Origin of the sequence: Catellatospora vulcania (genome assembly GCF_009720385.1) — a bacterium.
Lineage (GTDB): Bacteria > Actinomycetota > Actinomycetes > Mycobacteriales > Micromonosporaceae > Catellatospora > Catellatospora vulcania.
Genome location: NZ_WARX01000014.1, coordinates 275,392 through 302,212 on the forward strand (window position 1 = coordinate 275,392; position 26,821 = coordinate 302,212).

Below are 26,821 nucleotides of genomic sequence, written 5' to 3' on the forward strand. Positions count from 1 at the left end.
GGCGGGCGGAGCCGCGCGGTTGTCGGACGCGGGCACTATGGTGTCCGGCATGGCATTGGACCTGCTCGACCTGCTGCCCGCTGAGTGGCGCGACGTGATGAAGCCGCACCTGGACCTCGACGCCACGGCGCGGCTGTCCTCCTTCGTGGAGAACGCCTACGCCACCGAGACGGTGTACCCGCCTCGCGACGACCTGTTCACGGCGTTCCGGCTCACCTCTCCCGCACACACCCGGGTGCTGGTCCTCGGCCAGGACCCCTACTTCAAGCCCGGCCAGGCGCACGGCCTCAGCTTCAGCGTGCGGCCCGGCGTGACCGTTCCGCCGAGCCTGCGCAACGTGTACAAGGAGCTCAAGGACGATCTGGGCGTCGAGCCGCCGCGCAACGGCGACCTGACCGGGTGGGCGAGCCAGGGTGTGCTGATGCTCAACGCCGTGCTGACCGTCGGCGTCAAGCCGGGCAGCCACGCCAACCAGGGCTGGGAGGCGTTCACCGACGCCGCGATCAAGGCCGTTAACGACTCGCCGTACCGCGTGGTCTTCGTGCTCTGGGGGTCGTACGCCCGTAAGAAGGCGGCGCTGGTCACCAACCCGCAGCACGTCGTGCTGGAGGCGGGGCACCCGAGCCCGATGAACCCGAAGGGGTTCCTGGGCAGCAAGCCGTTCTCCCAGATCAAGGCCGCGCTCCAGGAAGCCGGCCGCGGCGAGATCAACTGGAGCTGATGATCTGCCGCGCGCGGCGGGCGGGGCTCGCCGCAGCGCGGCAGGTCAGTACATCGGCAGGTCAGTACATCGGCAGGTCAGTACATCGGCAGGACGATGGCGAGCCCGGCGACGGCGCTGACCATCACCGCCACGGCCAGCCACCGGCGGACCCGCAGATCGATGCCGGAAAGGCTGTCGTAGAACTTGGCCTTGCGCCCGTGCAGCCTCCGCCATGCCCAGCGCAGGGCAAGGAACAGCAGCAGGCAGAGCATGACCGCGCCGACCGAGCCGGCGACCCCGGCGCCCAGCGCGTCCCCGACATCCGAGAGCCGCGCCTCCCGGTGTTCCGCGCTCTCGCGCCGGTAGAGCCCGCCGTCCAACGGCCGGTGCCGGCTCAGCAGGATCGCGACCTGCGCGAGAGCCGGCAGCAACCCGATCGCGGTGAGCTCGAACCAAGGCCGGCGCAGTTGCCGCGAGGTCACGCTCAGCGCGCCCGCCGCGGCGCACAGCATCGGAAACGCGATGACCGTCCAGGCCGATGCCACGACGACCCTGGCCGGCACGTCGGCCAGGATCCGGGTCTCGGCCTTCAGCAGCGGCTCGCGCATCAGATAGGCCAGGAGCAAGGTGGCGATCGAGGCCACGGCGTAGAACATCATGCCGCTCCGGCGGCTGCGGGACTCGTTCTCGATCGTCACAGGCGGGCAGCTTAGCGGCGGCGGGCCAGGTCCGCAGACCGGTGACAAGGGGCACGGCACCCTGGCGGTTGCGGCAGGTGGATCTGGCAGTACGCTCGTACTGCTAGACGAGACCGCCGCCCGGCCTTCCGCGCCGGACGCCGAAGGTTTTAAGGAGCGCCCTCGCGATGGCGAAGATCAAGGTAAACAACCCGGTCGTCGAGCTCGACGGCGACGAGATGACCCGGATCATCTGGAAGCAGATCCGGGAGCAGCTGATCCTGCCCTACCTCGACGTGGAGCTGGAGTACTACGACCTGGGCATGGAGCACCGCGACGCCACCGACGACCAGGTGACGATCGACTCCGCCAACGCGATCAAGCGGCACGGCGTGGGCGTCAAGTGCGCCACCATCACCCCGGACGAGGCCCGCGTCGCCGAGTTCGGCCTGAAGAAGATGTGGAAGTCGCCGAACGGCACCATCCGCAACATCCTCGGCGGCGTCGTGTTCCGCGAGCCGATCATCATGAGCAACGTGCCGCGCCTGGTGCCGGGCTGGACCAAGCCGATCGTCATCGGCCGTCACGCCCACGGCGACCAGTACAAGGCCACCGACTTCGTGGTGCCGGGTCCGGGCAAGGTCACCATCACGTACCAGCCGGCCGACGGCTCGGAGCCGATGGAGCTGACCGTCGCCGACTTCGCCGACGGCGGCGTCGCCATGGGCATGTACAACTTCGACGAGTCGATCCGTGACTTCGCGCGCGCCTCGCTGCGCTACGGCCTGGCCCGCAACTACCCGGTCTACCTGTCGACGAAGAACACCATCCTCAAGGCGTACGACGGCCGCTTCAAGGACATCTTCGCCGAGGTCTTCGAGGCCGAGTTCAAGGCCGACTTCGAGGCCGCGGGCATCAGCTACGAGCACCGCCTCATCGACGACATGGTCGCCGCGGCCATGAAGTGGGAGGGCGGGTTCGTCTGGGCCTGCAAGAACTACGACGGCGACGTGCAGTCCGACACCGTGGCGCAGGGCTTCGGCTCGCTCGGCCTGATGACCTCCGTGCTGATGACGCCCGACGGCAAGACCGTCGAGGCCGAGGCGGCGCACGGCACCGTCACCCGGCACTACCGCCAGTGGCAGAAGGGCGAGAAGACGTCGACCAACCCGATCGCGTCGATCTTCGCCTGGACCCGGGGCCTCGCGCACCGCGGCAAGCTGGACGGCACCCCGGCGGTCACCAACTTCGCCGACACGCTGGAGCAGGTCATCATCGAGACCGTCGAGGGCGGCGCGATGACCAAGGACCTCGCGCTGCTGATCTCGCGTGACGCGCCGTGGCAGACCACCGAGGAGTTCATGAACACCCTCGACACCAACCTGGCTCGCCGTCTCGGCGCCTGATTCCGCCCGGGTGGAACCCGTCTCCTGGCTTGCCTGCGCTCGTTTGACCAGGTGAAACAGCAGAAGAATCCCGCCTGACAGTCCCTTCCCGAACAGTGCCGGCCCGCAGTCCGCGGGTCGGCACTGTTTTTTGCGCGCAGGGCCTTGGCCGGCTGCCCTGCTGCCGCGCGGTGATCGCTGTTTCGGGTCAGAAAGTGAGGCTGGACCGCATCTTCTGACCCGAAACAGCGATCATGCGGCCTGCCGCGCATCCCGGCGCGGTGCCGGGGTGGAGGAGAGGGCAAAGGAGAGGGCGGAGGTGGCGTGGGGGTGGGGTCAGGGGGTGCGGAGCCAGACGGGGCCGTCGGGGGTGTCGCGCAGTTCGATGGCGGCGGCGGCGAGGGCGTCGCGGACCCGGTCGGCAGCCGCCCAGTCGCGCTGCTCGCGGGCCTTCTCGCGCAGGCCGATCAGTGCGTCCACCAGCGGGGTGAGCAGCGGCGTCGGGTCTGCCGTGCCGGCGAGCGCGCCCAGCCGCACGATCATGCCCCGGAGCAGGCCGTGCGCGTGTTCGCCGGAGTCCGAGGTGAGCGTGTCCGCGCCCCAGTCGGTGATCGCCTGCTCCAGTTCCAGCACCGCCGCGACGCAGCCGTCCACGTTCCGCCCGGCCAGCGCCGTCGAGAACCTGGCCTCCGCCTCGTCGGCCGCCTCGCGCAGCGTGGCCGCGACGCTCCCGGCCGCGCTGTCCAGGACCGCCCCGCCTTCGGCCGTGCTGCCGCCCGCCGTGCCGCGCCCCGATCCGCCCTGTCCGAACCCGCCGCGTCCGACTCCGCCCGACGCGCCGCCGGCCGACCCGGACGCGCCGCCGGCCGACCCGGCCTCACCGCCTCCGCCAGCGTTAAGAGGGTGCCCTTCCTCTACGTATTCCGTTAAGAAGGTGCCCTTCCTTTCTTCGGTGGGGAGGGGGAGGACGGTGCCGGTGGGGTAGGTGGTGCTGCGGCCGCGGTGGCGGAGGGTGAGGGTGCCGTTGCCGAGAACCGTGGCGGTGCGGGCGTCGAGGTCGCAGACCAGGGCGGTGTGCTCGTCGATGCCGATGATGACGGTGTCGTCGGGCAGTTCGCTTTCGAGGCGGGCCAGGCGGGGTTCGCCGAGGTAGCAGAAGCGGGTGTCGTGGTGACCGCCCTCGGCATTGTCGTAGTGCGGGATGACCACCGCGGGAATGCCGGTGAGCTGCTCGAACAGGTTCAGGCCGGGCTCCCAGCGCGGGTCCGCGCCGGCCTTGTAGATCTCGTACACGGGGATGGTGTGCGAGCCTAGGGTGAGGGCGGCGGCGCTGGCGAAGACGAGCACGTCGGCCTGGACGAGCAGCGACGGCAGCTCGGTGTCGCGCCACTGGCGCAGGGCGTACGTCGGCGAGCCCGGCCCCGCGAAGATCCAGCTCGCACCACGGAGGGCGGCCAGCGCGCGTTCACGGTCGAGGCCGGGTGCGAGGGCACTCCGCCAGGAGACGACGTCGACGGCTCGCCCGACGCTCTGCGCGAAGTAGCCCACGGCCCGCGCGCTGATCTCGTCGGCGTTCAGCTGGAATCCGTACGGCGTGTCCAGCAGGGCGGCCCGTGCGTCGTCGTGCAGTGCGGCGAAGAACTGCCGGTGCGGCTTGATCATCGTGGGGGTGGTCTCGCCGGACCCCATGATCACGAGCAGCTTGGTCACGCCTTCTCCTTCCGTCGGCGGCCGCGACCGGGGCGGGTCACGGCTTGACCAGGGTGAGCAGGTCGGCGGCGATGGTGTCCGGGTGCTGGGCGTGCAGGTCGTGGTCGCCGCCGGGATACCAGCGCACGGTCGCGTCGGGCAGCGCCGCCGCCGCCCGGCGTACCGTCTCGGCACGCTCGTCCTGCGGGCCGAGTGCGGGCAGCAGCAGCGCGGGGACGGCGACCAGCGGCAGGTCGGGTCCTGGTGGGCCGTCCCACATCGACCGCAGGATCTCCAGGTGGTGCGGGATGGTCAGCCGCCGCTCCACGGTGCCGTCGGATCTGATCCGCATGTTCGCCAGGGTCGCCTCCCGGGCCGTGTCCGACCAGTCGGGGTGGCCCGACGCCAGCCACTGCCGCATGGTGTCGGCGGGCCGGCCGTCGATGTCCTGCGGGCGCAAAGCCTGCTCGCAGGACTGCCAGTCGGGGAAGGCGGCGTGCAGGTCGATCCAGCCGCCGTCGACCAAGCCGAGCGCCCCGGGCAGCTCCTGGTGCTTGGCGGCCAGCCGGACCACCACGTTGCCGCCCCACGACTGGCCCACCACCACGGGTCGGCGCAGGCCCAGCGCGGTGATCACGGCGGCCAGGTCGGCGGCGGCGGTGCCGGTGTCGTATCCGGATTCCGGCGCGTCCGACTCGCCGTGCCCGCGCAGGTCCACCGACCAGCTCGGATGACCGGCGGCGGCCAGCGCGGCCGCCACCTCGTCCCACAGCCGGGCGTTCGAGGACAGCCCGTGGACCAGCAGGAACGGCGTCGATCCTGGGCCCGGACCGGCTGACGTGGCGGCCGGCGTGCCGGGGCCGGCCGGGCCGCGGCGGCGCAGGCGCAACCGGACGCCGGGTTCGACCTCGACTTCGACTCGGCTGACCTCGTTGTCGTTCACATGTACGAACTTAGAGGGAAACCGCCCTCAGCGCAGCAGCGGCCTGCTCCGGCGCGATGTCGTTGACCCACGCGCCCATCGCCGACTCCGACCCGGCCAGGTACTTCAGCTTGCCCGGCGCGCGCCGGGAGCTGATCAGGCGCAGGTGCAGGTAGCCGAGGTCGCGGTCGGTGTGCACGGGGGCCTGGTGCCAGCCGGCGATGTACGGCATGGCCACGCCGAACAGGCCGTCGAGCCGTCGCGTGATCTCCGACCAGAGCGGCGCGCAGGCGTCCAGCTCCGCCTCGGTGAGCGCGGCCAGGTCGGGGACCTGCCGGTGCGGGGCGAGGTGGATCTCGTACGGCCAGCGGGCCGCGTACGGCACGAACGCCGTCCACAGCTCGTTCGACGCGACGATGCGCGAGCCGTCCGCGCGTTCGCGGGCCAGCAGGTCGGCGTAGAGGTTGCCGCCGTGGGCGTCCTGGAACCGGCGGGCCGCCTCCAGGTAGCGGCGGGTGACCGGGGTGACGTACGGGTACGCGTAGATCTGGCCGTGCGGGTGGTGCAGCGTCACGCCGATCTCGACGCCCCGGTTCTCGAAGCAGAACACCTGCTCGACGCCCGGCTGGGCGGACAGCTCGGCGGTGCGGTCGGCCATCGCGCCCAGCACCGTGCGCACCCGCGGCACGGGCAGGTCCTTGAACGACGAGTCGTGCAGCGGCGAGAAGACGACCACCTCGCAGCGCCCGGCGTCGCCGGAGAACGAGGGGAACCGGTTCTCGAACACGACCACGTCGTAGTCGTCGGCGGGCACCTCGGTCAGGAACGCGCCCTTCGTCGGGCAGAGCGGGCACTCCTCGGTGGGCGGCAGGAAGGTGCGGGCCTGCCGGTGCGCGGCGACGGCGACCCAGTCCTCGGTCAGCGGGTCGAAACGCAGCTCGGCCGGCGCGGGCGGCGGGGGCAGCTCACGGCTGTCGACCATGGCGCGTACGGCGTCGTCGTGCTCGTCGAAGTAGATCAGTTCGCGGCCGTCGGCCATCGTGGTGCTGGTGCGCTTCATCCGGTCATCTCCACAACGGTGTACTCGCTGACGTCCACGGGCGGCTCGGTGTCGGTTATCAGCAGGTCGACGGCGCTGAGCGGGACGATCGAGGCGATGCCGAGCGTCTCCCACTTGGTGTGGTCGGCGAGCACGACCAGGCGGCGGGTGGCCGCGATCAGGGCCCGGTTGGTCTCGGCTTCGAGCAGGTTCGGCGTGGTCAGCCCGGCCTCGACGCTGAGCCCGTGCACACCGAGGAAGAGCTGGTCGACGTGCAGGTCGCGCAGCGAGGCGACGGCGATCGGGCCGACCAGGGCGTCGGAGGGGGTGCGGGTGCCGCCGGTGAGCACGACGGTCTGGTCGGGGCGGCCCGCGCGGTAGAAGACGTCGGCGACCGGGATGGAGTTGGTCACCACGGTCAGCCCGGGGATCTCGACCAGGCGCTGGGCCAGCCGCACCGTGGTGGTGCCCGCCGACAGCGCGATGGCGCTGCCGGGGGCCACGTGGGCGGCGGCGGCCTCGGCGAGCTTGGCCTTCTCCGTACGCTGGCGCTCGGCTTTCGCGGCGAAGCCGGGTTCGTCGGCGACGCCGGACGGGGGCGCGGTGGCCCCACCGTGCACCTTGACCACGAGGCCGCGCTCGGCGAGCACCTCCAGGTCGCGGCGGATGGTCATGTCGGAGACGCCGAGCTCGGCGACGAGGTCGGCCACGCGCACCCCGCCGGAGAGGCGCACCTGGGCGAGGATCGCCTGCTGGCGTTGCGGGGCGAGCATCCCGTCTCCTCACCTGCGGCCCCCGGGGGGAGGCTAAGTCACCGAAATCCAACAAGGTTCAACACCGTATCGTACGCGGACGCGCACGGGCAATGGCGGAACGTGGTGATCGGTGCAGGTGTGATGTGGGAACGCGTGCAGCTGCGGCGCCGGTACGGCGTGGTCAGATGCCGTGCCCGCGCCGGTGCAGCGCGGTCAGCACCGTCTCGACCTTGACCGCGCCGGTGAGGGCGGCCAGCGCGATCGCGGCCCGCGGCTCGCGCCAGTTGTTGCGGACCGTCTCGCGGGTCCAGCGCCAGGCCTGCCGCTTGTCCCCGGCCGCCGCCGACCAGCAGGCGAGCTGGCCGTAGACCCGGGCCGCGCCGGGGCGGCAGCCGGAGATCTCCGGGTGGCGGGCCATCATCCAGCGCAGCGACGAGATCTTGGTGGAGTACTCGTACGCGTAGAAGCTGCTGCGGCCCCAGAGCACCCGCACCAGCGGTTCGTCGACGTGCACGATCGGGTGCCGCCGGGCGGCCCGCAGCAGCAGGTCCCAGTCCTCGTTCTGGCTGCCCGGGGCGTCCTCGGAGACCGGGCCGATGACCCCGGACTCCAGCAGCGTCTCGCGGCGGGCCAGGAAACCCGACGAGTGCAGCATCGACATCCGGGAGCGGGCCAGGTGCTCGACGGTCACCGCATCGGTGCCCGCCAGCCGGGGGTGGGCCGCCCCCTCGAACTCCACCTCGATCGCACACGTCGCGAACTCGGCGTCCGGTGTGCGTACCAGGGCGTCGACCTGGCGGCGCAGCTTGCCGGGGTGCCAGAGGTCGTCGTCGTCGCAGAACGCCACCAGCTCGGTGTCCAGCGCCGCGATGCCCGTGTTGCGGGCCCCGGCCAGGCCCGGCTGCCGCCAGTTGGCCAGCACCAGCACCGGCCGGTGGTCGGCGCGGGCCAGCTCCAGGTCGGGCTCGGCCTGGTCGAAGACCACGATGACCCGCAGCGGGCCGGGGTAGTCCTGCGCGCGTACCGCGTCGAGGGCCTTGCGCAGCAGCTCGGGGCGGTTGCGGGTCGGGATGACGACGCCGACCGCGGGCCAGTCGCGGCGCTCCGCCGACGCGCCGTCGGCGGCCCTGGCTTCTGGTCCGCCGCCTGCCTGCCGGTTTCCACCCGGCGTGCCGTCTGCCCGTGCGTCAGCGGGCGACGTGCCGGTGGCGGCCGGGCGGGCGCCGCGGGTGCCGTCGAACCGGCCGGTGTTGACCTTGACCTTCATCGGTGTGCTCCCACTATCTCAGCGGTACTGCTCAGCGGGTACCCGTACGCCCGCAGCAGCGGCGCGCACACGGCCCCGACCAGGGCGCGCTGGCGGGGCGGCAGCTGCCGGCGCCAGGCGTCGTCGCGGCGCAACTCGATGCGCCCGACCGTGAACCGCATCGGGTTGCCCGCGGCGCTGTGGCCGACGGACAGCTCGACGGCGTCGTCGTCGACGAAGCCGAGGTCCATCACGGACGGGTCCAGCCCCATGAACGCGGCGATGCGCTGCACGCTGCTGCGGGGCCGGGCCAGGAACTCCTCGTAGCGCACCCGGCGCACGGCGACGCCGCGGCGGCGCAGCAGCCCGAAGGCGGCGTTGTGCGCGTTCCACAGCAGCGCGCTGCGGGTCGGGGCGTACCGCGTCATCTCCTCGGCGCCGTCGGTCTCCGGGCGGGCGACGGTCTTGGTCCACGAGTACGCCACCCCGCGGGCGTCGCGCACCACGTGCAGCACCCGCAGATCCACGGTGTCCGACCAGCGCAGGCAGTGCGCCAGCGCGCTGTGCTTGGAAGAGTCGATCACGATCTGCGCCCCGGACGTCTCGGCGGCGGCGGCGTAGATGCGCGCGTAGTAGTCGGCGTACTCGGTGACCAGCGCCGCGAAGTCCTTGGCGGCCAGCCGGTTCGACCCGGCCAGCCGGGGGATGTGCCGGGTGCGCTCGACCAGGTCGCGCAGGGCCAGGATGCGGTGCACGTCCACCCGGTGCCAGCCGCCGAAGGCGGCGATGCCGACGCGCTGCCAGAAATCGCAGCCGCTGAACCGCTCGCCGCAGCCGCAGCGCTCGTCGTCGCGCAGGTCGCGCTGCCACAGGTGGACTATCTCGCCCAGGGCGCACACGCCGGGCAGCTCGCCCAGCACGCGTTCGATCAGCGTCGTGCCGCTGCGGCCGAGCCCACCGACGAAAAGAACCCTGGTCGTCATACATCCCCCACTGCGGCGTGCCGGTCCGCGACGCGCTCATGCGGTATAACGACCGAACAGTGTTGTTGGTCTGTATTGTCTGAATTCATGGCTTTTACGGGGACTGTTTATGGCCGAAAGGTCCACCTCGCCGGCACCTGGTTCGACGCCGTCACCGAGGAGGCCGTGGCCGAAAGAGTGATCAACGCCCTGGAGCGCGGCGACGGGGGCCGCATCCTCACCCCGAACGTCGACATCATGCGGCTCGCTTCGGGCCGCGGTGTGCGCGCCGCGGAGGTGCGCGGCTTCCTGGAGGACGCGACCCTCGTCGTCGCCGACGGCATGCCGCTGGTCTGGGCCAGCAAACTCTCCCGCACCCCGCTACCCGAACGGGTGACCGGCTCCGGTCTCATCTGGAGCCTGTCCGCCGCCCTGGGCCGCGCCGGACGCTCCGTCTACCTGCTCGGCGGCACGCCCCCCGACGAGACCGGCACCGACGGCGCGGTCAAGGCCGCGTCCGTGCTCGCCGCCGGGTGCCCCGGGCTGCGCATCGCCGGCCAGGTCGCGCCGCCGTTCGGCTTCGACCTCGACCCGGACAGCTGCGCGCAGGTGTACACCGACGTCATCGAGGCCAAACCCGACTTCGTCTTCGTCGGCCTCGGCTTCCCCAAACAGGAGCGCGTCATCTCCGACCTGCGCGCCGAGTTGCCCTTCACCTGGTTCATCGGCTGCGGGGCCGCGATCGGCTTCGTCGCCGGAGAGCTCCACCGCGCCCCCATCTGGATGCAGCGCAGCGGCCTCGAATGGGCCCACCGCCTGGCCCAGGAACCCGGCCGCCTCGCCGGCCGCTACCTCGTCCACGACCTGCCCTACGCCGCCCGCCTCCTCGCCGGCGCAGCCCTCCGCCGCCGCTGACCCCCGCCCCCGTCCCCCCGCCGCTGACCGACCGCCCGCCGCCCGCCCCGAACGAAGGAAGGGCACCTTCCCATCGCTCCGCGATGGGAAGGTGCCCTTCTGACGTCGGCCGGACCGGTTCACAGGCGAAGATCGCTGTTTCGTGTCAGAACCTGCGGTCAGACCGCACTTTCTGACCGTAAACGCCGATCATGCCCCACGAACCGCTGCCGGCTCACCCGGAGCCTGGGATCGATCATGAAGTTAGGGCGGCGACACGCCGTCGAACCGTGCCATAAGTTCATGATCAACGCGGGGAAGCGTGGTCAGCGGGTGAAGTGGGGGTCGAGGGCGGTGGAGCGGAAGGCGGTGAGGGGGGCTCGGTCGGGGCGGAGGGCGAATTCGCCGGCAGGGGTGCGGTTGTCGGGGTTGGACTCGAAGTAGAGGACGGCTTTGATCTGGGTGTTGCGGCGGAAGACGGCGGTGGCGTCGCGCAGCCAGGAGGCGCGCTGGGTGGCGGTCCAGGCGCGGGAGACGCCGTACTCGCCGATCATGATGGGGTGGGGGCGGGCGGCGGCCCAGCGCAGGAACGGTTCCAGGAGCTCGCCCAGGGGGACCAGCTCGGAGCCGGCGTACACGTCGACGCAGGTCCAGTCGACCTGGTCGTCGCCGGGGTAGAAGTCCTGGGCGCGGCCGGCGGTGAAGCCCTCCTGGGTCGGGCACCACACCCAGGAGACGTTCTTCGCGCCCTCCTGCGCGAACAGCGCGCGGGTATGCCGCCAGGCGGCCACGTACTCGTCCGGCGAGCCGACCTCGGCGGCCAGGTTGGGCCGGTCCATCTCCCAGCGCAGCCGCACCAGCACCGGCACGTCCAGGTCACGGGCCTGGCGGGCGCGCTCGCGGATCTCGTCGTCGTGGTCGCCGAGCACCACCTCGGCGCTCGGCCCGCCGGTCCAGCTGAACATCAGCGTCGCCCCGGACTCCAGGAAGGTCCGGTCGGAGCTGGTGCCGAACTCCTCGCGCAGCCGGCGGTACGTGTTGACGACGTCGAGCCGCCGGCCCAGCTCCTGCTCGAACTCCACGACGCCGGTGACCCGGCCCGCCTGGGTGAGGCTTTCCGGGCGCACCCACGCGCCGAGCAGCGCGCCGGTGGCGGGGGCGGCGACCGGCCCGCCCGCCGCGGCGGGCGCGACGGGGGAGCCGGGCGGCGGGGACACCGCGATGCCGCGGTCCACCGGGGGAGGGGAGCCGCACGTGGTCAGCGTGGCGGCGGCGGCCACCCCGGCGAGGATCCGCAGCAGGCGGACTGAGGCACTGGGCCGGCCTGCCGGCATGTCAGTCGACGGTCCGGGTGCGGCGGGCGACGTACAGCACGTTCACGGCCCACTTGCCGCCCCAGCCGGTGCGGGCGACGAAGTCGTCGACGAGCTTGGCCAGGGTGCGCAAGCCCCGGCGGCCGTACCAGCCCTGCGTGAACAGGGCGAAGCCGCGCTGCTCGACGATGGTGAAGCCGTGCCGGTCGAGCAGTTCGGCGACCTCGGTGTGGTCGAGCTCGGCGAACCAGGGCGAGCCGGTGTGCCGGGCGTGGCGCAGGTGGCGCAGCGAGTGCCGGTTGCCGTGGTTCTCCACCACGAGCAGGCCCGCGTCGTAATTGGGCAGCACCTTCGCGGAGAACGCGATGGCCCGCTCGCGTACGTCGTTGTCGACGTTGAGCAGCAGCCGGAAGATGGTGACCAGGGCCGGGATCTCGGTCGGCGCGGGTTCGGGCACCTCCCCCTCGGCGGCGACGTGGTGCAGTTCGGCGTACGCGCCCACTTCCTCGGCCTTGGACAGCATCGCCGCCGACGTGTCGTAGCCGTGGGCTCCGCGGACCAGGCCGTGCAGGATCCGGATGGCGCGGCCGGTGCCGCAGGCGAAGTCGTGCTGCACCGGCCGCCGGTAGGGGAACGCCCGTTTGGCGAGTCTGCGCAGGTAGGCGCGCTGGCGCCGATTTATCGCCGAGGAATAGCTGTCCGGGGCGTATACGACGTGCTCGTACTTCTCAACCGTCGCCTCGTCCTGGAAGATCTCGGTGTAGTCGGCGCGCATGCGGTTCGTGTTCCTTTTCTTCTCTGAGTGGTGCTGTCGGTGCTTTGGCGTCGCTACCCCTGCGGAGCGGCCTTGGCGTTGTTACGGCGTCCCGGGCGGGCCGCGGCGAGCAGTGCCGGGAGTCCCAGCCGGTCCTGGAAGCGGCGCAGCCCGCCGAAGTAGACGCCGGCGGCCAGCACCAGGGCGGCGCCGGCCCCCAGCGGCTGGCTGGGCACCACCAGGCGCACCAGCCAGGGCAGGACGCCGAAGCTGCCGGCGGCCAGCGCCATCGCGGTGCGCGTGCCGGACCCGAACGGGTGCAGCCGCAGCGACGTGGCGAGCTGTGCGAGCGGCAGCAGGTTGTTCACCGCGACCGCGGCGGCCAGGCCGATCGCGGCTCCGACCACGCCGAGCCGGGGGATCGCGACCAGGTCGATGGCGACCATGGTGATTAGCGCCAGCAGCACGTTCATCAGGTTCCAGGTGGTGCGCCCGGCCATGGACAGCACCATGTCGACCATCCCGCAGCCGGTGCTGATCAGCATCGCCGCGGCCAGCACGCGCACCGCCGGGGCGGCGGCGGTGTACGACGCGCCGAACAGCCCTAGGTACAGGTCGGCGTAGCAGGCCACGACCAGGTGCAGCGGCCAGCTGATCATCACGAGCCAGGCGGTGGCCGTCTGGTAGAGCCGCAGCGCGCCCTCCCGGTCGCCGACCGACAGCGTCTCGGCCAGCCGGGGCTGCACCACCTGCGCGATGGAGCCGTTGGCGAGCTGTCCGAGCACGACGAACCGGCCCGCGACGGCGTACGCGGCAGCCGGGGCGAGCCCGGCCAGCCCGGCGACCATGAGCACGTCGACCCGCTGCAGGGCGGTCTGGGCGGCGTTGGCCAGCGCGCGGGGGGCGGTGTAGCGCCAGAACGCGGAGCCGACGGTGCGGCCCTCGATCCGGGCGGCCAGCCGGTCGCCGCGGGTCAGCGTCGGCTCGTGGTGCCAGCGCCGCCACACCAGGAACCCGGCGATCGCGGCCCCCGGCACGTACGGCAGCACCCAGGCCAGCGCCCACGTCGACGGCGGCGAGATGATGTCGGACAGGGCCAGCACGGCCAGCGAGCCCACGCACAGCAGCTGGGTGGCCGGACGCATGATCTTTTCGAGCAGCACGGTCGGGCGCATCATGCGGTAGCCGCGGGTCGCCGCGAGCAGCGCCTCCGACAGCGCCGCCACCGGCAGGAACAGGGCCAGCATGGTGAGCGGGGCGGCGTACTCAGGCACGAAGTGCCCGGCGGACAGCCATACCGCGACGCCCAGCAGCAGGCCGAGCACCGCGACCGGGACCAGCCCGCTGCGCAGGCACGGCCCGATCAGCTCGGGCCGACCCTGGGCCCGCAGCCGGGCCGGCCAGTAGACCAGCGCCGTCGTCGTGCCGAGCCGAGCGACGCCGCCGACCAGCACGAACGCCGAGGTGGCGGCGAAGAAGGAACCGGCGGCGGCCGGGCCCAGCCCGCGCGCGACCAGCCAGGTGACGCCGACCCCGGCCACCGCGGCGAGCGCCGCTCCGGCGAGGTTGGCGACGCCGCCCCGGGCCATCCCGGACGGATCGGCCGAACCGCCCGGCAGGGTCGGCTCGGGCGGGGGAGCGGGGCGCGGCGGCGCGGCGGTGAGCCGGGTGCCGTGGGCCACGGCGGTCGGCGCTGCGCGGCGCCCGCTCATGCGCGCCAGCTCGGCGTACGCCCCAGCCAGCCGGCGAGTTCAGCGTCGTGCGGCGCGTAGTGCGCGGTCAGCTCGGCGCGCAGCCGGGCCGGCATGGGCGCGCTGCGCGGTCGGGCGTTGTGCTGCTCGAACTCGGGGTAGCTCAGCTGCGGCAGGCCGAGGAACGCGAGCACCTCGTCGTAGGTCGGCCGGGGGTCGGTGAAGAAGCGCTCGCTCTCCACCACCAGGATCCGGTCGCGGCCCACCTGGTCTGCGAGGCGGCGCAGGTAGACGGCGTACTCGCCGCGTGAGCGGTAGCCGTGGTGCTGGTGCGAGAACGAGTAGGCGTGCTGGTCGGCCAGCAGCCGCTCGCGCTGGCCGCGCAGCCGGGCCGGTTCCAGTTCGAGCGCCTGCGCGAAGTCGGCGACGGTCTCGAAACCGCGCGCGACCTCGTGCGCGTGCTGCGAGTAGGCCCGCTCGACCGGGTCGCGGACCAGCACGAGCAGCTTGACGGCGGGCAGGTCGCGGGCGATGCGCGCGCCCGCGTGCGGGTGGTAGAGGTAGTACGGGCTGGACTCGAACGTCTGCGGCGGCACGCCCAGCTCCCGCTCGATGCGGGCGGCGGTGCGCCGCAGCGGGAAGTGCCCCTGGTACCAGGCCCGGCCGCGGTGGTAGCTGGTGTCGAAGTAGTGCACGCCCTTGTGCAGCACCGCCTTGAGCACGGCGGGGTGCGCGGCCAGTGCCCGGTACAGCGAGGTGGTGCCGCAGCGCTGGCCGCCGCAGATCAGGAACGACGGCAGCATGCGCGCGCCCGAGGTCATCCAGCCGACCGAACGGGAGCCGAGGTGGACCACCCGCTTGACCGACTCGGGCACGTTCGACGTCTTCACTGGCTCTCCATGGGCGGGTCGGCGCGAGGCAGGCTCCGGATCTTGTGCAGTTCGTGCTGCCATGAAGACATCAACTGCACAAGATCCGGAACGGGATACATCAGAGGGACCGGACCTTGCGGATCAGGACCGGCAGCAGCCAGGTGCCGGTGACACCGAGGCGGGCCCCGGCCTCGGCCTGGCGGTCGCTCAGGTATCGCGTCGCGAGGTCCACCAGGTACAGCAGCGCCACGATCTCGGCGCTGCCGGGGGCCACGTCGAACGGGGCGAGCAGCGCCGGAGCCTGCCGCACCGTGGACTCGACCGCGGTCTGCGCGTCGACGCCGTCCTGGATCTGGCGCTGCAGGTCGAAGTGCACGGCGTCGAAGCCGAGCGGGACCCCGGGGGTGAACCGCTCCCAGTCCCAGATCAGCAGTGCGCTGTCGACGTTGGCCATGTTCCACGGGGCCCAGTCGCCGTGCCATGCGCCGAAGCGCAGGTTCAGCTCCGCGGCGTGCTCGACCAGGGCCCGGGCGGCGTCGAACAGCTGCGCCACCTCGGTCGCGGCCCGGCCCGAGCCCTCCGGGGTGTCGGCGGCGAGCTGGCAGAGCCGGTTGCGCAGATCAGCCCAGTACGGGCTGGTGGCCAGCCAGCCCTGGCTGAGCCCGCAGGCGCCGGCGACCTCGGCCATGGCGCGGTGCAGCCGGGCGCCGGACAGCGGCACCCGCGGCTCCCACACCGGCAGCGCGGACTGCACCAGCACCTGCATGCCCCGCCACTGGCCGGCGTGCAGGATGCTCGGCACCACGATCTCGGGCAGTTGCACATGGGACAGCGCGGACAGGGCCGCGGTCTCGGCGCGCACCAGCCGCCGGGTGAGCGGCCCCACGCCGAACTTGGCGAAGCCGATGGTGCCGCCCCGCTGATCGAGCAGCTGCAGGACGGGCTTCCGGTTGGCCCGCACCGGTCCGATATGGATACTGACCTGCAGTGTTGTGCCCAGCGCCTCGGACAGGAACCGGTCGACCGTGTCCGTTCCGCCGTCCGGGGAGGTCAGCCGGACCCGGTCGCGGACCAGCGTGGACCAGGCGCCGGAGCGCAGCGCCATGGCGACGGCGTCGCGCTTGAGCCGGCCCAGCCGGCCCTGCGGCTCGGAGAAGCGGCGCACCGCGGCGGCGGCGACCCGGCGTGAGCCGGCGGGCACCAGCAGCTTGCATCGCCGGGCGTCCGGGATCGCCAAGTACTCCACCACGCGACGGCCCTCGGCGGCGGTGGAGCAGCCCGGGTAGAGCAGCTCCAGCACCTCGCGCAGGTACTGCCCGCGCAGCTGTGCGTCGCCGCCGGCGACCTGCTCCGCGGCCGTCTCGACCGCGGTCACGCCCGACCCCGGTATTCCCGCTCGGTGCTTTGCACGTCAGCTCCTCCGCTGGTGTCCGTTATGTCCCACGGGCTCAACGGAGCTGGACGCGATCTGGAAGCGGGAGTTGCGCCACAGCACCACATATCCGAGGAACGTGAAGGCCAGCGGCGTGACGAGCGAGTTGTACCAGAGCGCGGCGATGAACGAGCCCGCGATCGCGGCCGAGGCCGCCAGCCCGATCGCCGAGCGGTCGCGGCGGAAGCGCCACAGCGCGTACCCGAAGAAGGCGAAGTAGGTGAGCGTGCCGGCCAGGCCGTGCGCGTACAGCAGCTGCCACAGCTGGCCGTTGCCGCCGACGGTGAAGTTGCCGCAACGCTCGCAGGCCGCCGACTCGCCGACCGCGATCGACTGCCGCCCGCCCTGGGTGCTGCGGGTCGAGCCGAAACCGAGCACCGGCGACTCGGCCACGCCGGACACCGCCCGCTCGGTGAGGAACATGCGCACCCCGTTGGACTTGCCGTTGTCGAGGCGGCGCTCGATGACCCCGCCCAGCGGGGTGGTGGCCAGCGCGACGGCCAGCCCGGCCAGCACCACGCCCAGGGCGACCAGCGCCCGCAGCCGTCCGGCGAGCGCCTGGCGCACCGCGATGAAGACCGCCGTCGCGCCCAGGCCGATCCACAGCCCGCGGTTCAGCGAGTGCACGACCGGCACCACCGAGACGGCGAGCAGGCCGATGGCGAGGACGCGGGTGCGCGGGCGGCTCGGGTACGCGAACACCGCCGCCACGAACCACACCACGAGCAGGCAGAAGTTGTTGCCCCAGGTGTTGGTGTACCCCCACGGCGCGGCGGGGCGGGGCAGCGGGTCGCCGACCAGGTCCATGATCTGCGCGGCGTACGGGTGGACCAGCGACTTCACGAAGCCCTTGCCGCGCACCCCGTCGGGCAGCAGCAGCTCCACCGGCGAGGTGAACTCGAAGTGCCCGGCGAACGTGCCCAGCAGGCCGCCCGCCACGGTGACCGCGAACATCCAGGCCAGCAGGTTCACCAGCCGCCGCTGCGGCAGCACCTGCGCGGACAGGTTGCCGGCGTACACCAGCAGCACGGTCAGCGCGAGGTGCTGGACCAGCTTGTAGACCGGCGCGGTGATCCGTTCCGCGAAGCTCGCGCTGATCGTGCCCGCGGGGTCCACGTCGAGCACGCCGAAGCCGACCACGGTGACCGTGCAGAAGGCCAGCCAGATCCAGAACGCGGGCGGCAGCCGGACCGGCAGGCCCTGCTGGTGCCGCCGGTAGAGCTGCCAGGCCATCGGCACGGCCATCAGCGGGAAGATCAGCACACCGAGGCCGAGCGCCCACCACAGCGGGTAGAGGGCCAGCAGCGAGGTCAGCGGCCAGGCGGGCCCGAACAGCAGGCGGGGGCGGGCGGGCGCGGTGACCGGCGTGGTGACGCCGTCCGGCACGCCCGCCCGGAGGGCGAGACTCATTGCCGGTGGGCCTCGTCCAGCTCGGTCAGGGCCGAGGCGTCGAGCGGGGCCAGCATGATGGTCTGCTCGTCGGCGTGCGGCTTGTGCCCGTTCGCGACCGCGTCGACCGGCTCCTCGTCGTCGCTGAGCAGCGGCCGCCCGGCCGGTTCGGCGGGCGTGGTCTCGGCGGCGGTCGTGCCGCGGCGGGCCCGGTGCGGCAGCCGCGGCATCATCACGCCGCCCAGCAGGGGCGTGCCGACCCGGCGCAGCTGCTCGGCGGCGTCGGCGACCTCGGGGCGGCTGGTGCGCCGGGTCTCCACCGCGAGGATCGCCGCGTCGGCGAGGCTGGCCAGGCTCTGCGCGTCGGCGCTGGCGGAGGTGGAGGGGGCCTCGACCACCAGGTAGTCGGCGTGGGCGCGCAGCGTGGTGATGATGTCGCGCAGGGCGTGCGACTGCAGCATGCCTGCCGCGGTGGCGGTGCCGCCGGTGGTGATGACGTGCAACGAGGGCGTACGCGCCGCCCGCTGCGTCGACTCGGCCAGGCTGACCCGCCCGGCCAGCACCTCGGACAGTCCTGGGGTCGGGGCTACGCCGACGAGCCGGGCCAGCGGCGCGGCCTCGGTCAGCGAGTCGGGCAGCTGCGCGCCGATGAGCACGACCTCCGCGCCGGTGCGCGACAGTGCGGCGGCCAGGTTGGCGGCGACGAGGGTGGCCGCCGGGCCGCGGCTGGCACCGGTGACCACGACGACCTGCTCGCCGGGGCGGAAGGCTGCGACGACCTCGTTGCGCAGCCGGTTGAAGGCCCGCCCGCCGGGGCTGAACGGGGTGAAGATCTCGGTGCAGCCCGCGCCCTTGCCGGGCACCGCGCCGAGCACGGCCACGCCGCTGCGCACCAGGTCGCGCCCGGCCCGCACGCGGCGGTCCAGGCGCTCGCGCAGCGCGGCCACGCCCAGCCCGGCCAGCAGCCCGAGCACCGCGCCCGCGGCGTAGTTGACCGCCGCGGTCGGCTTCACCGGGCGGCTGGGCACGCGGGCCTCGCGGATGACGGTGCCGGCGCTGACCGTCTCGGTGGCCAGCTGGTTGACCTTGTTGTTGAGCTGGTTGATCTGAGTCACCGTGGTGTCGCGCTGGCTGTCCAGGGTGGCGTAGTTCGAGCTCTTCGGGCTCGCGTCGGAGAGCTTGCCGTTGATCTTCGTGAGGTCCTCGGTGAGGTCCTTGATCTTGTCGCGCAGCGCCGCGGCCTGCCGCTCCAGCTCCGCCTTGGCGTTGCCCTCACGGTTGGCCAGGTACGACTGCGCGAACGCCTTGGCCCCGGCCTGCGCCTGAGCGGGCTCCGGCGCCGCGTAGTTGATCTGGAGCACGGCGGTGTTGGGCGGCACCTCGACCGAGACCGCGGAGGCGAGCACGTCGACGTCCTCGCGCTGGAGCACCTTGGCGGCCCCGGCGACCACGGCGGTCGAGCGCATCAGCTGCGCCTCGGTGTCCAGGTTGATCTCGTCACGGGTGCGGCCCCCGGCGACGTTGGCGTCCAGCCCGGCCGGGCGCACCAGCACCGACGCCGTGGAGACGTATTCGCGCGGCAGCGATTCGTTGTATGCCGCCCCACCGGCGGTGCCCGCCAGGGTCAGCAGCACCGCGATCCACCAGTGACGGGCGATCAAACCCAGGTAGTCGCTCATGTCGTACGACGAGGGGGGTGGCCCGGCGTATGTCGCGTCCACAGCGTGTGGCCCTTCTCCGGCGTTGTTGCGTCCGGTGAGGTCAACGGTCTGGCGGTAACGACGTAACTAGGCATATCGGCCGATACGCCGCGAACGCATGTTCGTGCAGGTGGGAGGGCATATGAGTGAGGAAGCGTCAACAAGCGCGTTCTTCGGCGAAAAGCTCGCAAACAAGACACAACGGTTATGATGCCCTCAAGGGTACGCAGAATCTGACATAAATCTGAGTGCCCGCTTTCGGGGGAAGGGACGACCTGATGAGCAGGACGCGTTTCGGGATCGCGGTCACGGTCACCATGTCCACGCTGGCCTCGGCGGTACTGCTGGGCCTGGTGGCGGGACGGCTGTCCGCGCCGCCGACGCGGGTCGCGGTGTCCGAGGACTCGTACACGATGAGCACCGAACCCGGGGTCACCCAGGGCAGCCGCCTCTACCTCACCGCGGGCGGGGTGGGCGGCGGCGCCGCGGTCAGCTACCTCAAATTCGACGTGCAGCTGCCCGCCGGCCGCCAGCCGAAGAAGGCCTGGCTGTGGCTCGGCCGGCACAGCGGCCCGCTGCCCGGACTCGTGGAGCTGACCAGCGTCCCGGACACCCGCTGGCGGGAGGGCACCCTCACCGCCGCCACCGCCCCGCGGCTGGGCAGCGTGGTCGCCAGTGTCGCCCCGGGCCGGTTCGACCGCGCGGTCGCCTTCGACGTCACCAAGGTCGTCCGCCGGACCGGCCGGTACGCCTTCGCGATCACCGCGCCGAGCAGCACCCAGGTCGCCCAGTTCGTGGCGGGCGAAGCCGGTGGCGACAGCACGGACACCGGCCCGCCGACCATCACCTTCGAGTGGAACGAGCCCGCCGGGCCGACCCTGCCGCCGCCGATCGACCAGCCGACGACCGCGCCGAGCCCCTCCGGGACGCCCGCACCCGAGCCCACCGTGACCCCGTGGCCCGGCACGACGTTCGAGCCGAGCGCGACGCCCGCGCCCGCGCCGTCGTTCACCACCGGCCCGGTGACCGACCCCAGCCCGGTGCCGACCGGCACCTTCGCCACCGACCCGGTCTACGAGCCCGAACCCGAGCCGAGCCTGCCGGACCCGACCGCCGCGCCGACCGACCCCGGCCAGCCCGGCGACCCCGGCCCGTCGACCGGCCCAGACCCGGGCACCGAGCCAGGCGCCGAGCCGGGTCCCGGCGCCGAACCGGGCCCGAGCAGCGAGCCCGGCCAGCAGCCCAGCCCGGACCCGGCCACCGAGCCGAGCCCCGACCCGGGCACCCCGCCCGGCGACCCGGGCACGGAACCCGGCCCGGCCCCGGAACCCGGCCCCGGCACCGAGCCGAGCACCGGATCTGAACCGGGCACCGAGCCCACCGTCGGCCCCGATCCCGGCACGGAGCCGACCGCGGCTCCCGATCCCGGCACACCGCCGAGCCCTGACCCCGGCACCGAACCCGGTCCTGCGCCCGGTCCTGACCCAGGTCCCGGCCAGCCCGATCCGGGCGCCGACCCGGGCCCCGAGCCGAGCCCCGGCGTCCCGCCCGTCACCGACCCGAGCGAGCCGCCGGTCACCGAGCCGAGCCTGCCACCGGTGATCGACCCGACCGACCCGCCGGCGACCGACCCGAGCCTGCCGCCGGTCACCGAGCCCAGCCTGCCGCCGGTCACGGAGCCGAGCACGCCACCGGTCGTCGACCCGGGCACGCCGCCCAGCACCGAGCCCAGCGCACCGCCGACCACGGACCCGACCGTGCCGCCGGCCTCACCCTCCCCATCGGTCGACCCGAACCAGCCGGTGGACTGCGTGATCGGGCAGGCGTTGGTGCCGACCTGCGGGGCGCTGTGGGGCGTCGCGCCGGGCGCGCACACCTCGCAGAACCGCATCCAGGCGCTGTACGAGTTCGAGCGGCGCACCAACCGTCAGCAGGTCGTCTACCACGCGTACCACCGCGGCACCTCGCTGTTCCCGACCCCGGAGGAGCTGTCGCTGACCAAGGACCCGCTGCACAAGCGGGTGCTGTTCCTCAACTGGAAGCCGCAGGGCGTCAGCTGGGCGGGCCTGGCCCGGGGCGACGCGCGCACCGAGGCCTACCTGGACCGGCTGGCCGTGCACATCCGCGGCTCGCTGCAGGACCAGTTCTTCTTCACGATGAACCACGAGCCGGAGAACGACGTCATTCCGCGGCCGGGCTCCGGGATGACCGCGCAGGACTACGCGGCGGCCTTCCGGCACGTCGTCACCGGGCTGCGGGCGCGCGGGGTGAGCAATCTGGTCTCGGTGATGTGCTACATGGCCTTCGTGCCGTGGAACGTCAAGGACTGGTTCGAGCAGCTGTACCCCGGTGACGACGTGGTGGACTGGGTCGCCTGGGACACCTACGCCTACAGCGACCCGGGCTACGGCTACGGGGACTTCGCGGAGATGATGAACCGCAAGTCGGGCAGCCGCAAGGACTGGCCGGGCTTCTACAACTGGGCCGCGACGTCCTTCCCGGACAAGCCGCTGATGCTGGGCGAGTGGGGGGTGTGGCACTCCCGGTCCAACCCGCAGCACCAGGCGCGGTTCTTCGACTCGGCCCGGCTGCAGCTGGAGCTGTTCCCGCGGCTGAAGGCGCTGGTCTACTTCGAGTCGCCCAGCGCCGAGGAGGGCCGCAGCTCGATGATCGACATGACCACGACCGGGCTGTCCTCGTTCCAGCAGTTCAGCCGGCACCCGGCCTTCGACATCGTGACCGGCCCGGCCTACTGAGCCCGAACACGACGGCCCGCCGCAATGGCGGGCCGTCGTGCTGTTCAGCTGCGGGGGTTGATCCAGCCCTCTTCGCCCAGGTACACCAGCACCGTGTCGACGGCGTCCTCGACGGTCCCGGTCGACGTGTCCAGCACCAGCTCGGCGTCGGTCGGCACGTCGTACGGGTCGTCGATGCCGGTCATCCCGGTGAGCTGGCCGGCGCGGGCGCGGGCGTAGAGGCCCTTGCGATCGCGCTGCTCGCACACCTCGATCGGGGTGGCCACGTGCACCAGCACGAAGTCGGCGCCGGCGGCGGTGGCCATGGCGCGGGCGTTGGCGCGGGCGCTGGCGTACGGCGCGATCGGGCAGCAGATGGCCATGCCGCCGTGGCGGGCCGTCTCCGCGGCGACCCAGCCGATGCGGCGGATGTTGAGGTCGCGGTCGGCCTTGCTGAAGCCGAGCCCGGCGCTCAGCTCGCGGCGCACCACATCGCCGTCGAGCACGGTCAGGCTGCGCTCGCCGGTCTCCAGCAGCGCGTCGGCCACGCCGCGGGCCACCGTGGATTTGCCGGAGCCGCTGAAGCCGGTGAAGAACAGCACCACGCCGCGCTGGCGGCGGGGCGGGCGGGCCTTGGACAGCTCCCGGGCCACCGCGGGCGGGGTGTGCCACTCGGGCAGCGGCAGGCCGTCGTCGAGCAGCCCGGCGATCTCCTCGTCGGTGAGCGCGATGCGCTCGAACCGCTCGGGGACCTCGTCGCGGTCGCGCCACTGGCCGTCGCGGCTGTCGTAGACGAGCTCGCGCGGGATCAGCACGCGCGGTCCGCCGCCGGACATGGTGGTGGCCGTGCCGAGCAGGTGGGTGGCGCCGTACGCGGCGGCGATCCGGGCCCGGATCAGGGTGTCGGTGACCTCGTTGCCGCGACCGGTCAGCGGGATGGCGACGATCACGGGCTCGTTCATCCGGTCCCGGGCGGCCAGCACGCAGCGCACCAGCGACTCCGACGTCAGGCCGTCGGGGCCGGGGTGGCCGACCGGCACGAACACGACGAGCTGGGCGTTGAGCTGGCGGGCTGCGTGGTTGAGCTGGGCGAGCTGCGGCCGGTGCAGGGGCCGGTCGGCGAAGTAGCCGAGCACCCGCTGCGCGCTGAGCTGCTCGCGTACGTGGTCGGTGGGCACGCGCAGCCGGTCGAACGGGGCCCGCCCGCCGTCGCCGTACGCGGTGACCGGCCCGGCGACGCCGCACCAGCCCTCGCGGGTCGGCCACACCTCGGCGATGTCGAGCCGGGCCACGGGCGCGCCCTCGGCGTCGGTCAGCACCAGCGGCGGGGCGTCGGCGACCTCGATGCCGTCCAGCATCCCGGCCGGCACCTCCAGCTTCACCTGCAGCGGCCAGGGGCGTCCGTCGACGAGCCGGGAGGTGGCGGCCACCGACCGCAGGTCGTCGCGGCCCAGGAAACCGCCGAGCGGCGCGTATGCCCCGGCCAGCAGCAACTCGAGGTCGGACAGCTCGGTCGGGTTGGGGGTCCACGTGGGGGCCCCACGCAGCGCCTCGTCGCCGATCACCCGTTCGCTCCGCTCGCTCACGTCTGCTCCCGCCTCCCCAGCGCCGGCACCGCGATCGCGACGCTCCGCTGTCGCCCATGACCGACAGGTGACAAGTGTGGCAGCAGCGCGCACCGCGGTCGAGTGCATCACACCCATGATGAGATCGTGCCGCGGTTTCGGCGAAGCAACGCCCACCGATATGTCCGGTAGGCGCAACTTCGCCGAAACAATCGGTCCGTTCAGCCGGTGTTTCGCATCCCGGCGGCGATGCCGTTGACGGTGGTCAGCAGCGCCCGCTCCAGGGTCGGGTCGGTGGTGGGCGCGCGGCGGCTGCCCGGCGCGGTGACCCCCGCCCGGCCCGCCATACCGGCGTCGCGGTACTGCCGCAGCAGCGCCACCTGCAGGTGGTGCAGCGGCTCCAGGTAGGAGTCGCGCACCCCGAGCGTGCGGTGCAGCACCGGCTGAGATTCCAGCAGCGCCGACTCGCCGGTGATCGCGAGCACCTCGGCGACGCTGCGCTCGTACTCGGCCTCGATCGTGTCGAAGATGGGCAGCAGCGGTTCGGGCACCAGCGTCTGCACGTAGCCGCGGGCGATGCTCAGGTCGGTCTTGGCCAGCATCATCTCCACGTTGGACAGGAACGTCCCGAAGAAGTGCCAGCGCTCGAACATCTCCCGAAGGTCGTCGCCGAGGCCCGCCTCGCGGGCGGCGCGCAGGCCGGTGCCGACGCCGAACCAGCCCGGCACGATCTGGCGGGACTGGGTCCAGCCGAACACCCACGGGATGGCGCGCAGGCCGCCCAGGCCGGCGCCGGAGTCGGGCCGCTTGGCCGGGCGGGAGCCGATGTTCAGCGCGCCCAGCAGCTCGGTCGGCGTCGCGGCCCAGAAGTACTCCGGCAGCTGCGGGTTCTCCACCAGCTCGCGATACTTCACGAAGGCGGCGTCGGAGACGACCGTCATCGAGCTGTCCCACTTGGCCAGCGCCTCGTCGGGCTGGCGCGGGGTGGTGTGCAGCAGCGTCGCCTGCAGCACCGCGGCCACGGTCAGCTCCAGGTTCTCCCGGGCCAGGGCCGGCAGCGTGTACTTGTCGCTGATGACCTCACCCTGCTCGGTGACCTTGATCGCGCCGTCGAGCGTGCCGTACGGCTGGGCCAGGATCGCCTCGTGGGTGGGGCCGCCGCCGCGGCCGACCGTGCCGCCCCGCCCGTGGAACAGCCGCAGGCGCACGCCGTGCTTGGCGGCGACGTCGCGCAGCGAGCGCTGCGCCTTGTGGATGGCCCACTGGCTGGTGGTGATGCCGGCCTCCTTGTTGGAGTCGGAGTAGCCCAGCATCACCTCCTGCACGTCGCCCCGGGCCCGCACCAGCGCCCGGTACGGGGCCAGGCTGAGCAGCTCGTCGAGGATCTGGCCACCGGCCCGCAGCTCCGCCACCGTCTCCAGCAGCGGCACGAACCCGATCGAAGCGCGCGGCGCGTGCGGGTCGACCAGACCCGCCTCGCGCGCCAGCACGGCCGCGGCCAGCACGTCGTCCACCCCGCGCGTCATCGAGATGATGTACGACTCGACCACATCTTCGCCGAAGCGCTCCTGCGCGGCGCGGATGGTGCCGAACACGTCGTAGGTCTTGCGGGCCGAGTCGGTCAGCGGGCTGTCCGCGCTGGACAGCGGCCGCCGCCCGGTCAGCTCCTTGGCCAGCAGCGCGATGCGCTCCGCCCGGCTCAGCGACGGGTAGTTGGTGACCTCGCCGACCTGCGTGAACAGCTGCGCCAGCACCGCGTGGTGCGCGTCGGCGTGCTCGCGCACGTCCATCGTCGCCAGGTGCAGGCCGAACGCGCTGACCGTGCGGATCACCGAGGCGAGCCGGCCCACCGCGGTGAGCTGCCCGGCGTTGCGGGCCAGCGAGGCGCGCATCAGCTCCAGGTCGGCGACCAGGTCGCGGGTGCCGCGGTAGTCGCGCCCGGGCACGTGCTCGGTGCCGTGCGCCAGCCGGGCCCGGGTGTTGGCGAGCTTCGCCCGGATGCAGCGGGCCTTGAGCCGGTACGGCTCCTCGGCGTTGACGCGGCGGAAGCGCTCGTTGACCTCGCCCAGCGCGTCCAGGTCCTTGGCCAGGCTGGCGGACAGGTCCAGGGACACCCCGCGCAGCCGGCGCGACACCGACACCTCGTTGATCAGGTGTTCCAGCGCGTTCTCCACCGCCCGGATGCCGTGCTCGTGCTGCAGCAGCAGCACGTCACGGGTGACCGTCGGGGTGACGTACGGGTTGCCGTCGCGGTCGCCGCCGATCCAGGTGCCGAACGTCAGCGGGCGGGTGGTCGGCGCGGTGTCCACGCCCAGGCGCTTGAGCGTCTCGGCGAGGTCGTCGAGCACCTGCGGCGCCGCGTCGTCGTAGAGGTCGCGCAGGTAGTAGACGGCGTTGCGGGCCTCGTCGGTCGGGTCCGGCCGGTCCAGGCGCAACTCGTCGGTCTGCCACAGCAGGTCCAGCAGCTCCGACAGGCGGCGGTCGTTGAGCGCGGTCTCGCCGTACAGGGCGGAGGCGGCGAACTCGCCGTCGAGCTGGTCGGCGACGCCGCGCAGCTTGGTCAGGATGGAGCGGCGGGCCGCCTCGGTGGGGTGCGCGGTGAACACCGGCCGGATCGCCAGCCGCCGGGCGGCCGCCGCGATCTCGCTGGCGGGCACGTTGCGCTCGGCGATCAGCTTGGCCGTGGAGTCCAGCCAGCCGCCGTGCACGGCGCGGCGGCGGCGCAGCTCGCGGGCCCGGTGCACCTGCTCGGTGATGTTGGCCAGGTGGAAGTAGGTGGAGAAGGCCCGCGCCAGCAGGGTCGCCGTGGACACGTCCAGGCCGCCGAGCTTGACGGCGGCGGTCTCGGCGTCGCTGCGCACCAGCGCGCGTACCTCCTCGACCAGGTCGAGCAGTCCGCGGCCCTCCTGGCGGGCCAGGGTCTGGCCGAGCAGGCCGCCGAGGCGTCGGATGTCCGCCCGCAGCGCGGCGTCGGCCCCGTCCGCGTCGCCGGAGGCGCCGTCGACGTCGGGGTGATAGGTCAGCTCGCTCACCGCGCTGTTCCTTCCGTTGGTACGAAGGACGGCGCTGTCCTGCGGTGGATGCTACTGCCCTGGTGG

General features: G+C 72.8%; 20 protein-coding genes. 4 read left to right on the top strand and 16 right to left on the bottom strand.

The genetic code is table 11. The features are described 5' to 3' along the window. The first annotated feature begins 49 nt into the window (after window positions 1–49). Window positions 50–721 (top strand): uracil-DNA glycosylase, encoded by a 672-nt coding sequence (locus tag F6W97_RS31505; protein ID WP_230687131.1) that lies wholly within the window; start codon window positions 50–52, stop codon window positions 719–721. Between the two features lie 77 nt (window positions 722–798). Here F6W97_RS31505 and F6W97_RS31510 read toward each other — a convergent pair whose 3' ends face one another. After that, entirely contained in the window at window positions 799–1,401 is a 603-nt protein-coding gene (locus F6W97_RS31510; RefSeq protein WP_155374185.1) for a hypothetical protein, read from the bottom strand. 167 nt (window positions 1,402–1,568) lie between these two features. Between F6W97_RS31510 and F6W97_RS31515 the strand changes: the two genes are divergently transcribed. After that, window positions 1,569–2,786 carry an NADP-dependent isocitrate dehydrogenase gene (locus F6W97_RS31515; protein WP_155374186.1) on the top strand — a complete coding sequence of 406 codons (1,218 nt, stop codon included), beginning with the start codon at window positions 1,569–1,571 and terminating at the stop codon, window positions 2,784–2,786. 315 nt (window positions 2,787–3,101) lie between these two features. Here the strand turns inward: F6W97_RS31515 and F6W97_RS31520 are convergent, their stop codons facing one another. From F6W97_RS31520 to F6W97_RS31545, 6 genes are all read right to left on the bottom strand, one after another. Next, window positions 3,102–4,475, bottom strand: coding sequence for a hypothetical protein (locus tag F6W97_RS31520; RefSeq protein WP_155374187.1), 1,374 nt, complete (start codon window positions 4,473–4,475; stop codon window positions 3,102–3,104). 37 nt (window positions 4,476–4,512) lie between these two features. Then, entirely contained in the window at window positions 4,513–5,397 is an 885-nt protein-coding gene (locus F6W97_RS31525) for an alpha/beta fold hydrolase (protein ID WP_230687132.1), read from the bottom strand. A gap of 10 nt (window positions 5,398–5,407) precedes the next feature. Continuing rightward, on the bottom strand, window positions 5,408–6,436 hold the full coding sequence (gene galT, locus F6W97_RS31530) for a galactose-1-phosphate uridylyltransferase (RefSeq protein ID WP_155374188.1): 1,029 nt from the start codon (window positions 6,434–6,436) through the stop codon (window positions 5,408–5,410). Next, entirely contained in the window at window positions 6,433–7,188 is a 756-nt protein-coding gene (locus F6W97_RS31535; protein ID WP_155374189.1) for a DeoR/GlpR family DNA-binding transcription regulator, read from the bottom strand. Before F6W97_RS31535 ends, galT begins: the two co-directional genes overlap by 4 nt. Before the next feature lie 163 nt (window positions 7,189–7,351). Continuing rightward, the gene (locus F6W97_RS31540) at window positions 7,352–8,437 is read right to left on the bottom strand and encodes a glycosyltransferase family A protein (RefSeq protein ID WP_155374190.1); all 1,086 of its coding nucleotides are present in this window, start codon (window positions 8,435–8,437) and stop codon (window positions 7,352–7,354) included. Further along, complete coding sequence (locus tag F6W97_RS31545; RefSeq protein ID WP_155374191.1) at window positions 8,434–9,399, bottom strand: sulfotransferase domain-containing protein; 966 nt, start codon at window positions 9,397–9,399, stop codon at window positions 8,434–8,436. Before F6W97_RS31545 ends, F6W97_RS31540 begins: the two co-directional genes overlap by 4 nt. An 87-nt stretch (window positions 9,400–9,486) precedes the next feature. On the opposite strand from F6W97_RS31545, the gene F6W97_RS31550 reads away from it, so the two are divergent. After that, on the top strand, window positions 9,487–10,293 hold the full coding sequence (locus F6W97_RS31550; RefSeq protein WP_155374192.1) for a WecB/TagA/CpsF family glycosyltransferase: 807 nt from the start codon (window positions 9,487–9,489) through the stop codon (window positions 10,291–10,293). Between the two features lie 305 nt (window positions 10,294–10,598). Here the strand turns inward: F6W97_RS31550 and F6W97_RS31555 are convergent, their stop codons facing one another. The 7 genes from F6W97_RS31555 to F6W97_RS31585 form a co-directional block, all read right to left on the bottom strand. After that, a complete protein-coding gene (locus F6W97_RS31555) occupies window positions 10,599–11,606 on the bottom strand; it encodes a glycoside hydrolase family 26 protein (protein WP_155374193.1) in 1,008 nt (335 codons plus the stop codon). A 1-nt stretch (window position 11,607) separates the two neighbouring features. Then, a complete protein-coding gene (locus F6W97_RS31560) occupies window positions 11,608–12,360 on the bottom strand; it encodes a class I SAM-dependent methyltransferase (protein ID WP_155374194.1) in 753 nt (250 codons plus the stop codon). 53 nt (window positions 12,361–12,413) lie between these two features. Then, entirely contained in the window at window positions 12,414–14,051 is a 1,638-nt protein-coding gene (locus F6W97_RS31565) for a lipopolysaccharide biosynthesis protein (RefSeq protein ID WP_155374195.1), read from the bottom strand. After that, window positions 14,048–14,920 carry a sulfotransferase domain-containing protein gene (locus tag F6W97_RS31570; protein WP_230687133.1) on the bottom strand — a complete coding sequence of 291 codons (873 nt, stop codon included), beginning with the start codon at window positions 14,918–14,920 and terminating at the stop codon, window positions 14,048–14,050. Before F6W97_RS31570 ends, F6W97_RS31565 begins: the two co-directional genes overlap by 4 nt. Window positions 14,921–15,020: 100 nt before the next feature. Next, window positions 15,021–16,277 (bottom strand): hypothetical protein, encoded by a 1,257-nt coding sequence (locus F6W97_RS31575; protein ID WP_155374197.1) that lies wholly within the window; start codon window positions 16,275–16,277, stop codon window positions 15,021–15,023. A 36-nt stretch (window positions 16,278–16,313) separates the two neighbouring features. Then, window positions 16,314–17,744 (bottom strand): O-antigen ligase family protein, encoded by a 1,431-nt coding sequence (locus F6W97_RS31580; protein WP_196279410.1) that lies wholly within the window; start codon window positions 17,742–17,744, stop codon window positions 16,314–16,316. Further along, window positions 17,741–19,402 (bottom strand): lipopolysaccharide biosynthesis protein, encoded by a 1,662-nt coding sequence (locus F6W97_RS31585; protein WP_155374198.1) that lies wholly within the window; start codon window positions 19,400–19,402, stop codon window positions 17,741–17,743. Before F6W97_RS31585 ends, F6W97_RS31580 begins: the two co-directional genes overlap by 4 nt. Window positions 19,403–19,701: 299 nt before the next feature. Here F6W97_RS31585 and F6W97_RS31590 point away from each other — a divergent pair, with 299 nt between their 5' ends. Next, window positions 19,702–22,179, top strand: coding sequence for a CBM96 family carbohydrate-binding protein (locus F6W97_RS31590; RefSeq protein ID WP_155374199.1), 2,478 nt, complete (start codon window positions 19,702–19,704; stop codon window positions 22,177–22,179). 44 nt (window positions 22,180–22,223) lie between these two features. Here F6W97_RS31590 and cysC read toward each other — a convergent pair whose 3' ends face one another. Both cysC and ppc read right to left on the bottom strand, forming a co-directional pair. Next, window positions 22,224–23,744: an adenylyl-sulfate kinase gene (gene cysC, locus F6W97_RS31595; RefSeq protein ID WP_230687134.1), complete on the bottom strand. Its 1,521-nt coding sequence runs from the start codon at window positions 23,742–23,744 to the stop codon at window positions 22,224–22,226. A 200-nt stretch (window positions 23,745–23,944) separates the two neighbouring features. Next, on the bottom strand, window positions 23,945–26,755 hold the full coding sequence (ppc, locus tag F6W97_RS31600; RefSeq protein WP_407924624.1) for a phosphoenolpyruvate carboxylase: 2,811 nt from the start codon (window positions 26,753–26,755) through the stop codon (window positions 23,945–23,947). Window positions 26,756–26,821 lie beyond the last annotated feature (66 nt).

Coding starts and splice junctions, on each gene's coding strand:
- F6W97_RS31505 (WP_230687131.1), top strand. CDS start 50: ATGGCATTGGACCTGCTCGACCTGCTGCCCGCTGAGTGGCGCGACGTG.
- F6W97_RS31515 (WP_155374186.1), top strand. CDS start 1,569: ATGGCGAAGATCAAGGTAAACAACCCGGTCGTCGAGCTCGACGGCGAC.
- galT (WP_155374188.1), bottom strand. CDS start 6,436: ATGAAGCGCACCAGCACCACGATGGCCGACGGCCGCGAACTGATCTAC.
- F6W97_RS31535 (WP_155374189.1), bottom strand. CDS start 7,188: ATGCTCGCCCCGCAACGCCAGCAGGCGATCCTCGCCCAGGTGCGCCTC.
- F6W97_RS31540 (WP_155374190.1), bottom strand. CDS start 8,437: ATGAAGGTCAAGGTCAACACCGGCCGGTTCGACGGCACCCGCGGCGCC.
- F6W97_RS31545 (WP_155374191.1), bottom strand. CDS start 9,399: ATGACGACCAGGGTTCTTTTCGTCGGTGGGCTCGGCCGCAGCGGCACG.
- F6W97_RS31550 (WP_155374192.1), top strand. CDS start 9,487: ATGGCTTTTACGGGGACTGTTTATGGCCGAAAGGTCCACCTCGCCGGC.
- F6W97_RS31555 (WP_155374193.1), bottom strand. CDS start 11,606: ATGCCGGCAGGCCGGCCCAGTGCCTCAGTCCGCCTGCTGCGGATCCTC.
- F6W97_RS31560 (WP_155374194.1), bottom strand. CDS start 12,360: ATGCGCGCCGACTACACCGAGATCTTCCAGGACGAGGCGACGGTTGAG.
- F6W97_RS31565 (WP_155374195.1), bottom strand. CDS start 14,051: ATGAGCGGGCGCCGCGCAGCGCCGACCGCCGTGGCCCACGGCACCCGG.
- F6W97_RS31580 (WP_196279410.1), bottom strand. CDS start 17,744: ATGAGTCTCGCCCTCCGGGCGGGCGTGCCGGACGGCGTCACCACGCCG.
- F6W97_RS31585 (WP_155374198.1), bottom strand. CDS start 19,402: ATGAGCGACTACCTGGGTTTGATCGCCCGTCACTGGTGGATCGCGGTG.
- F6W97_RS31590 (WP_155374199.1), top strand. CDS start 19,702: ATGAGCAGGACGCGTTTCGGGATCGCGGTCACGGTCACCATGTCCACG.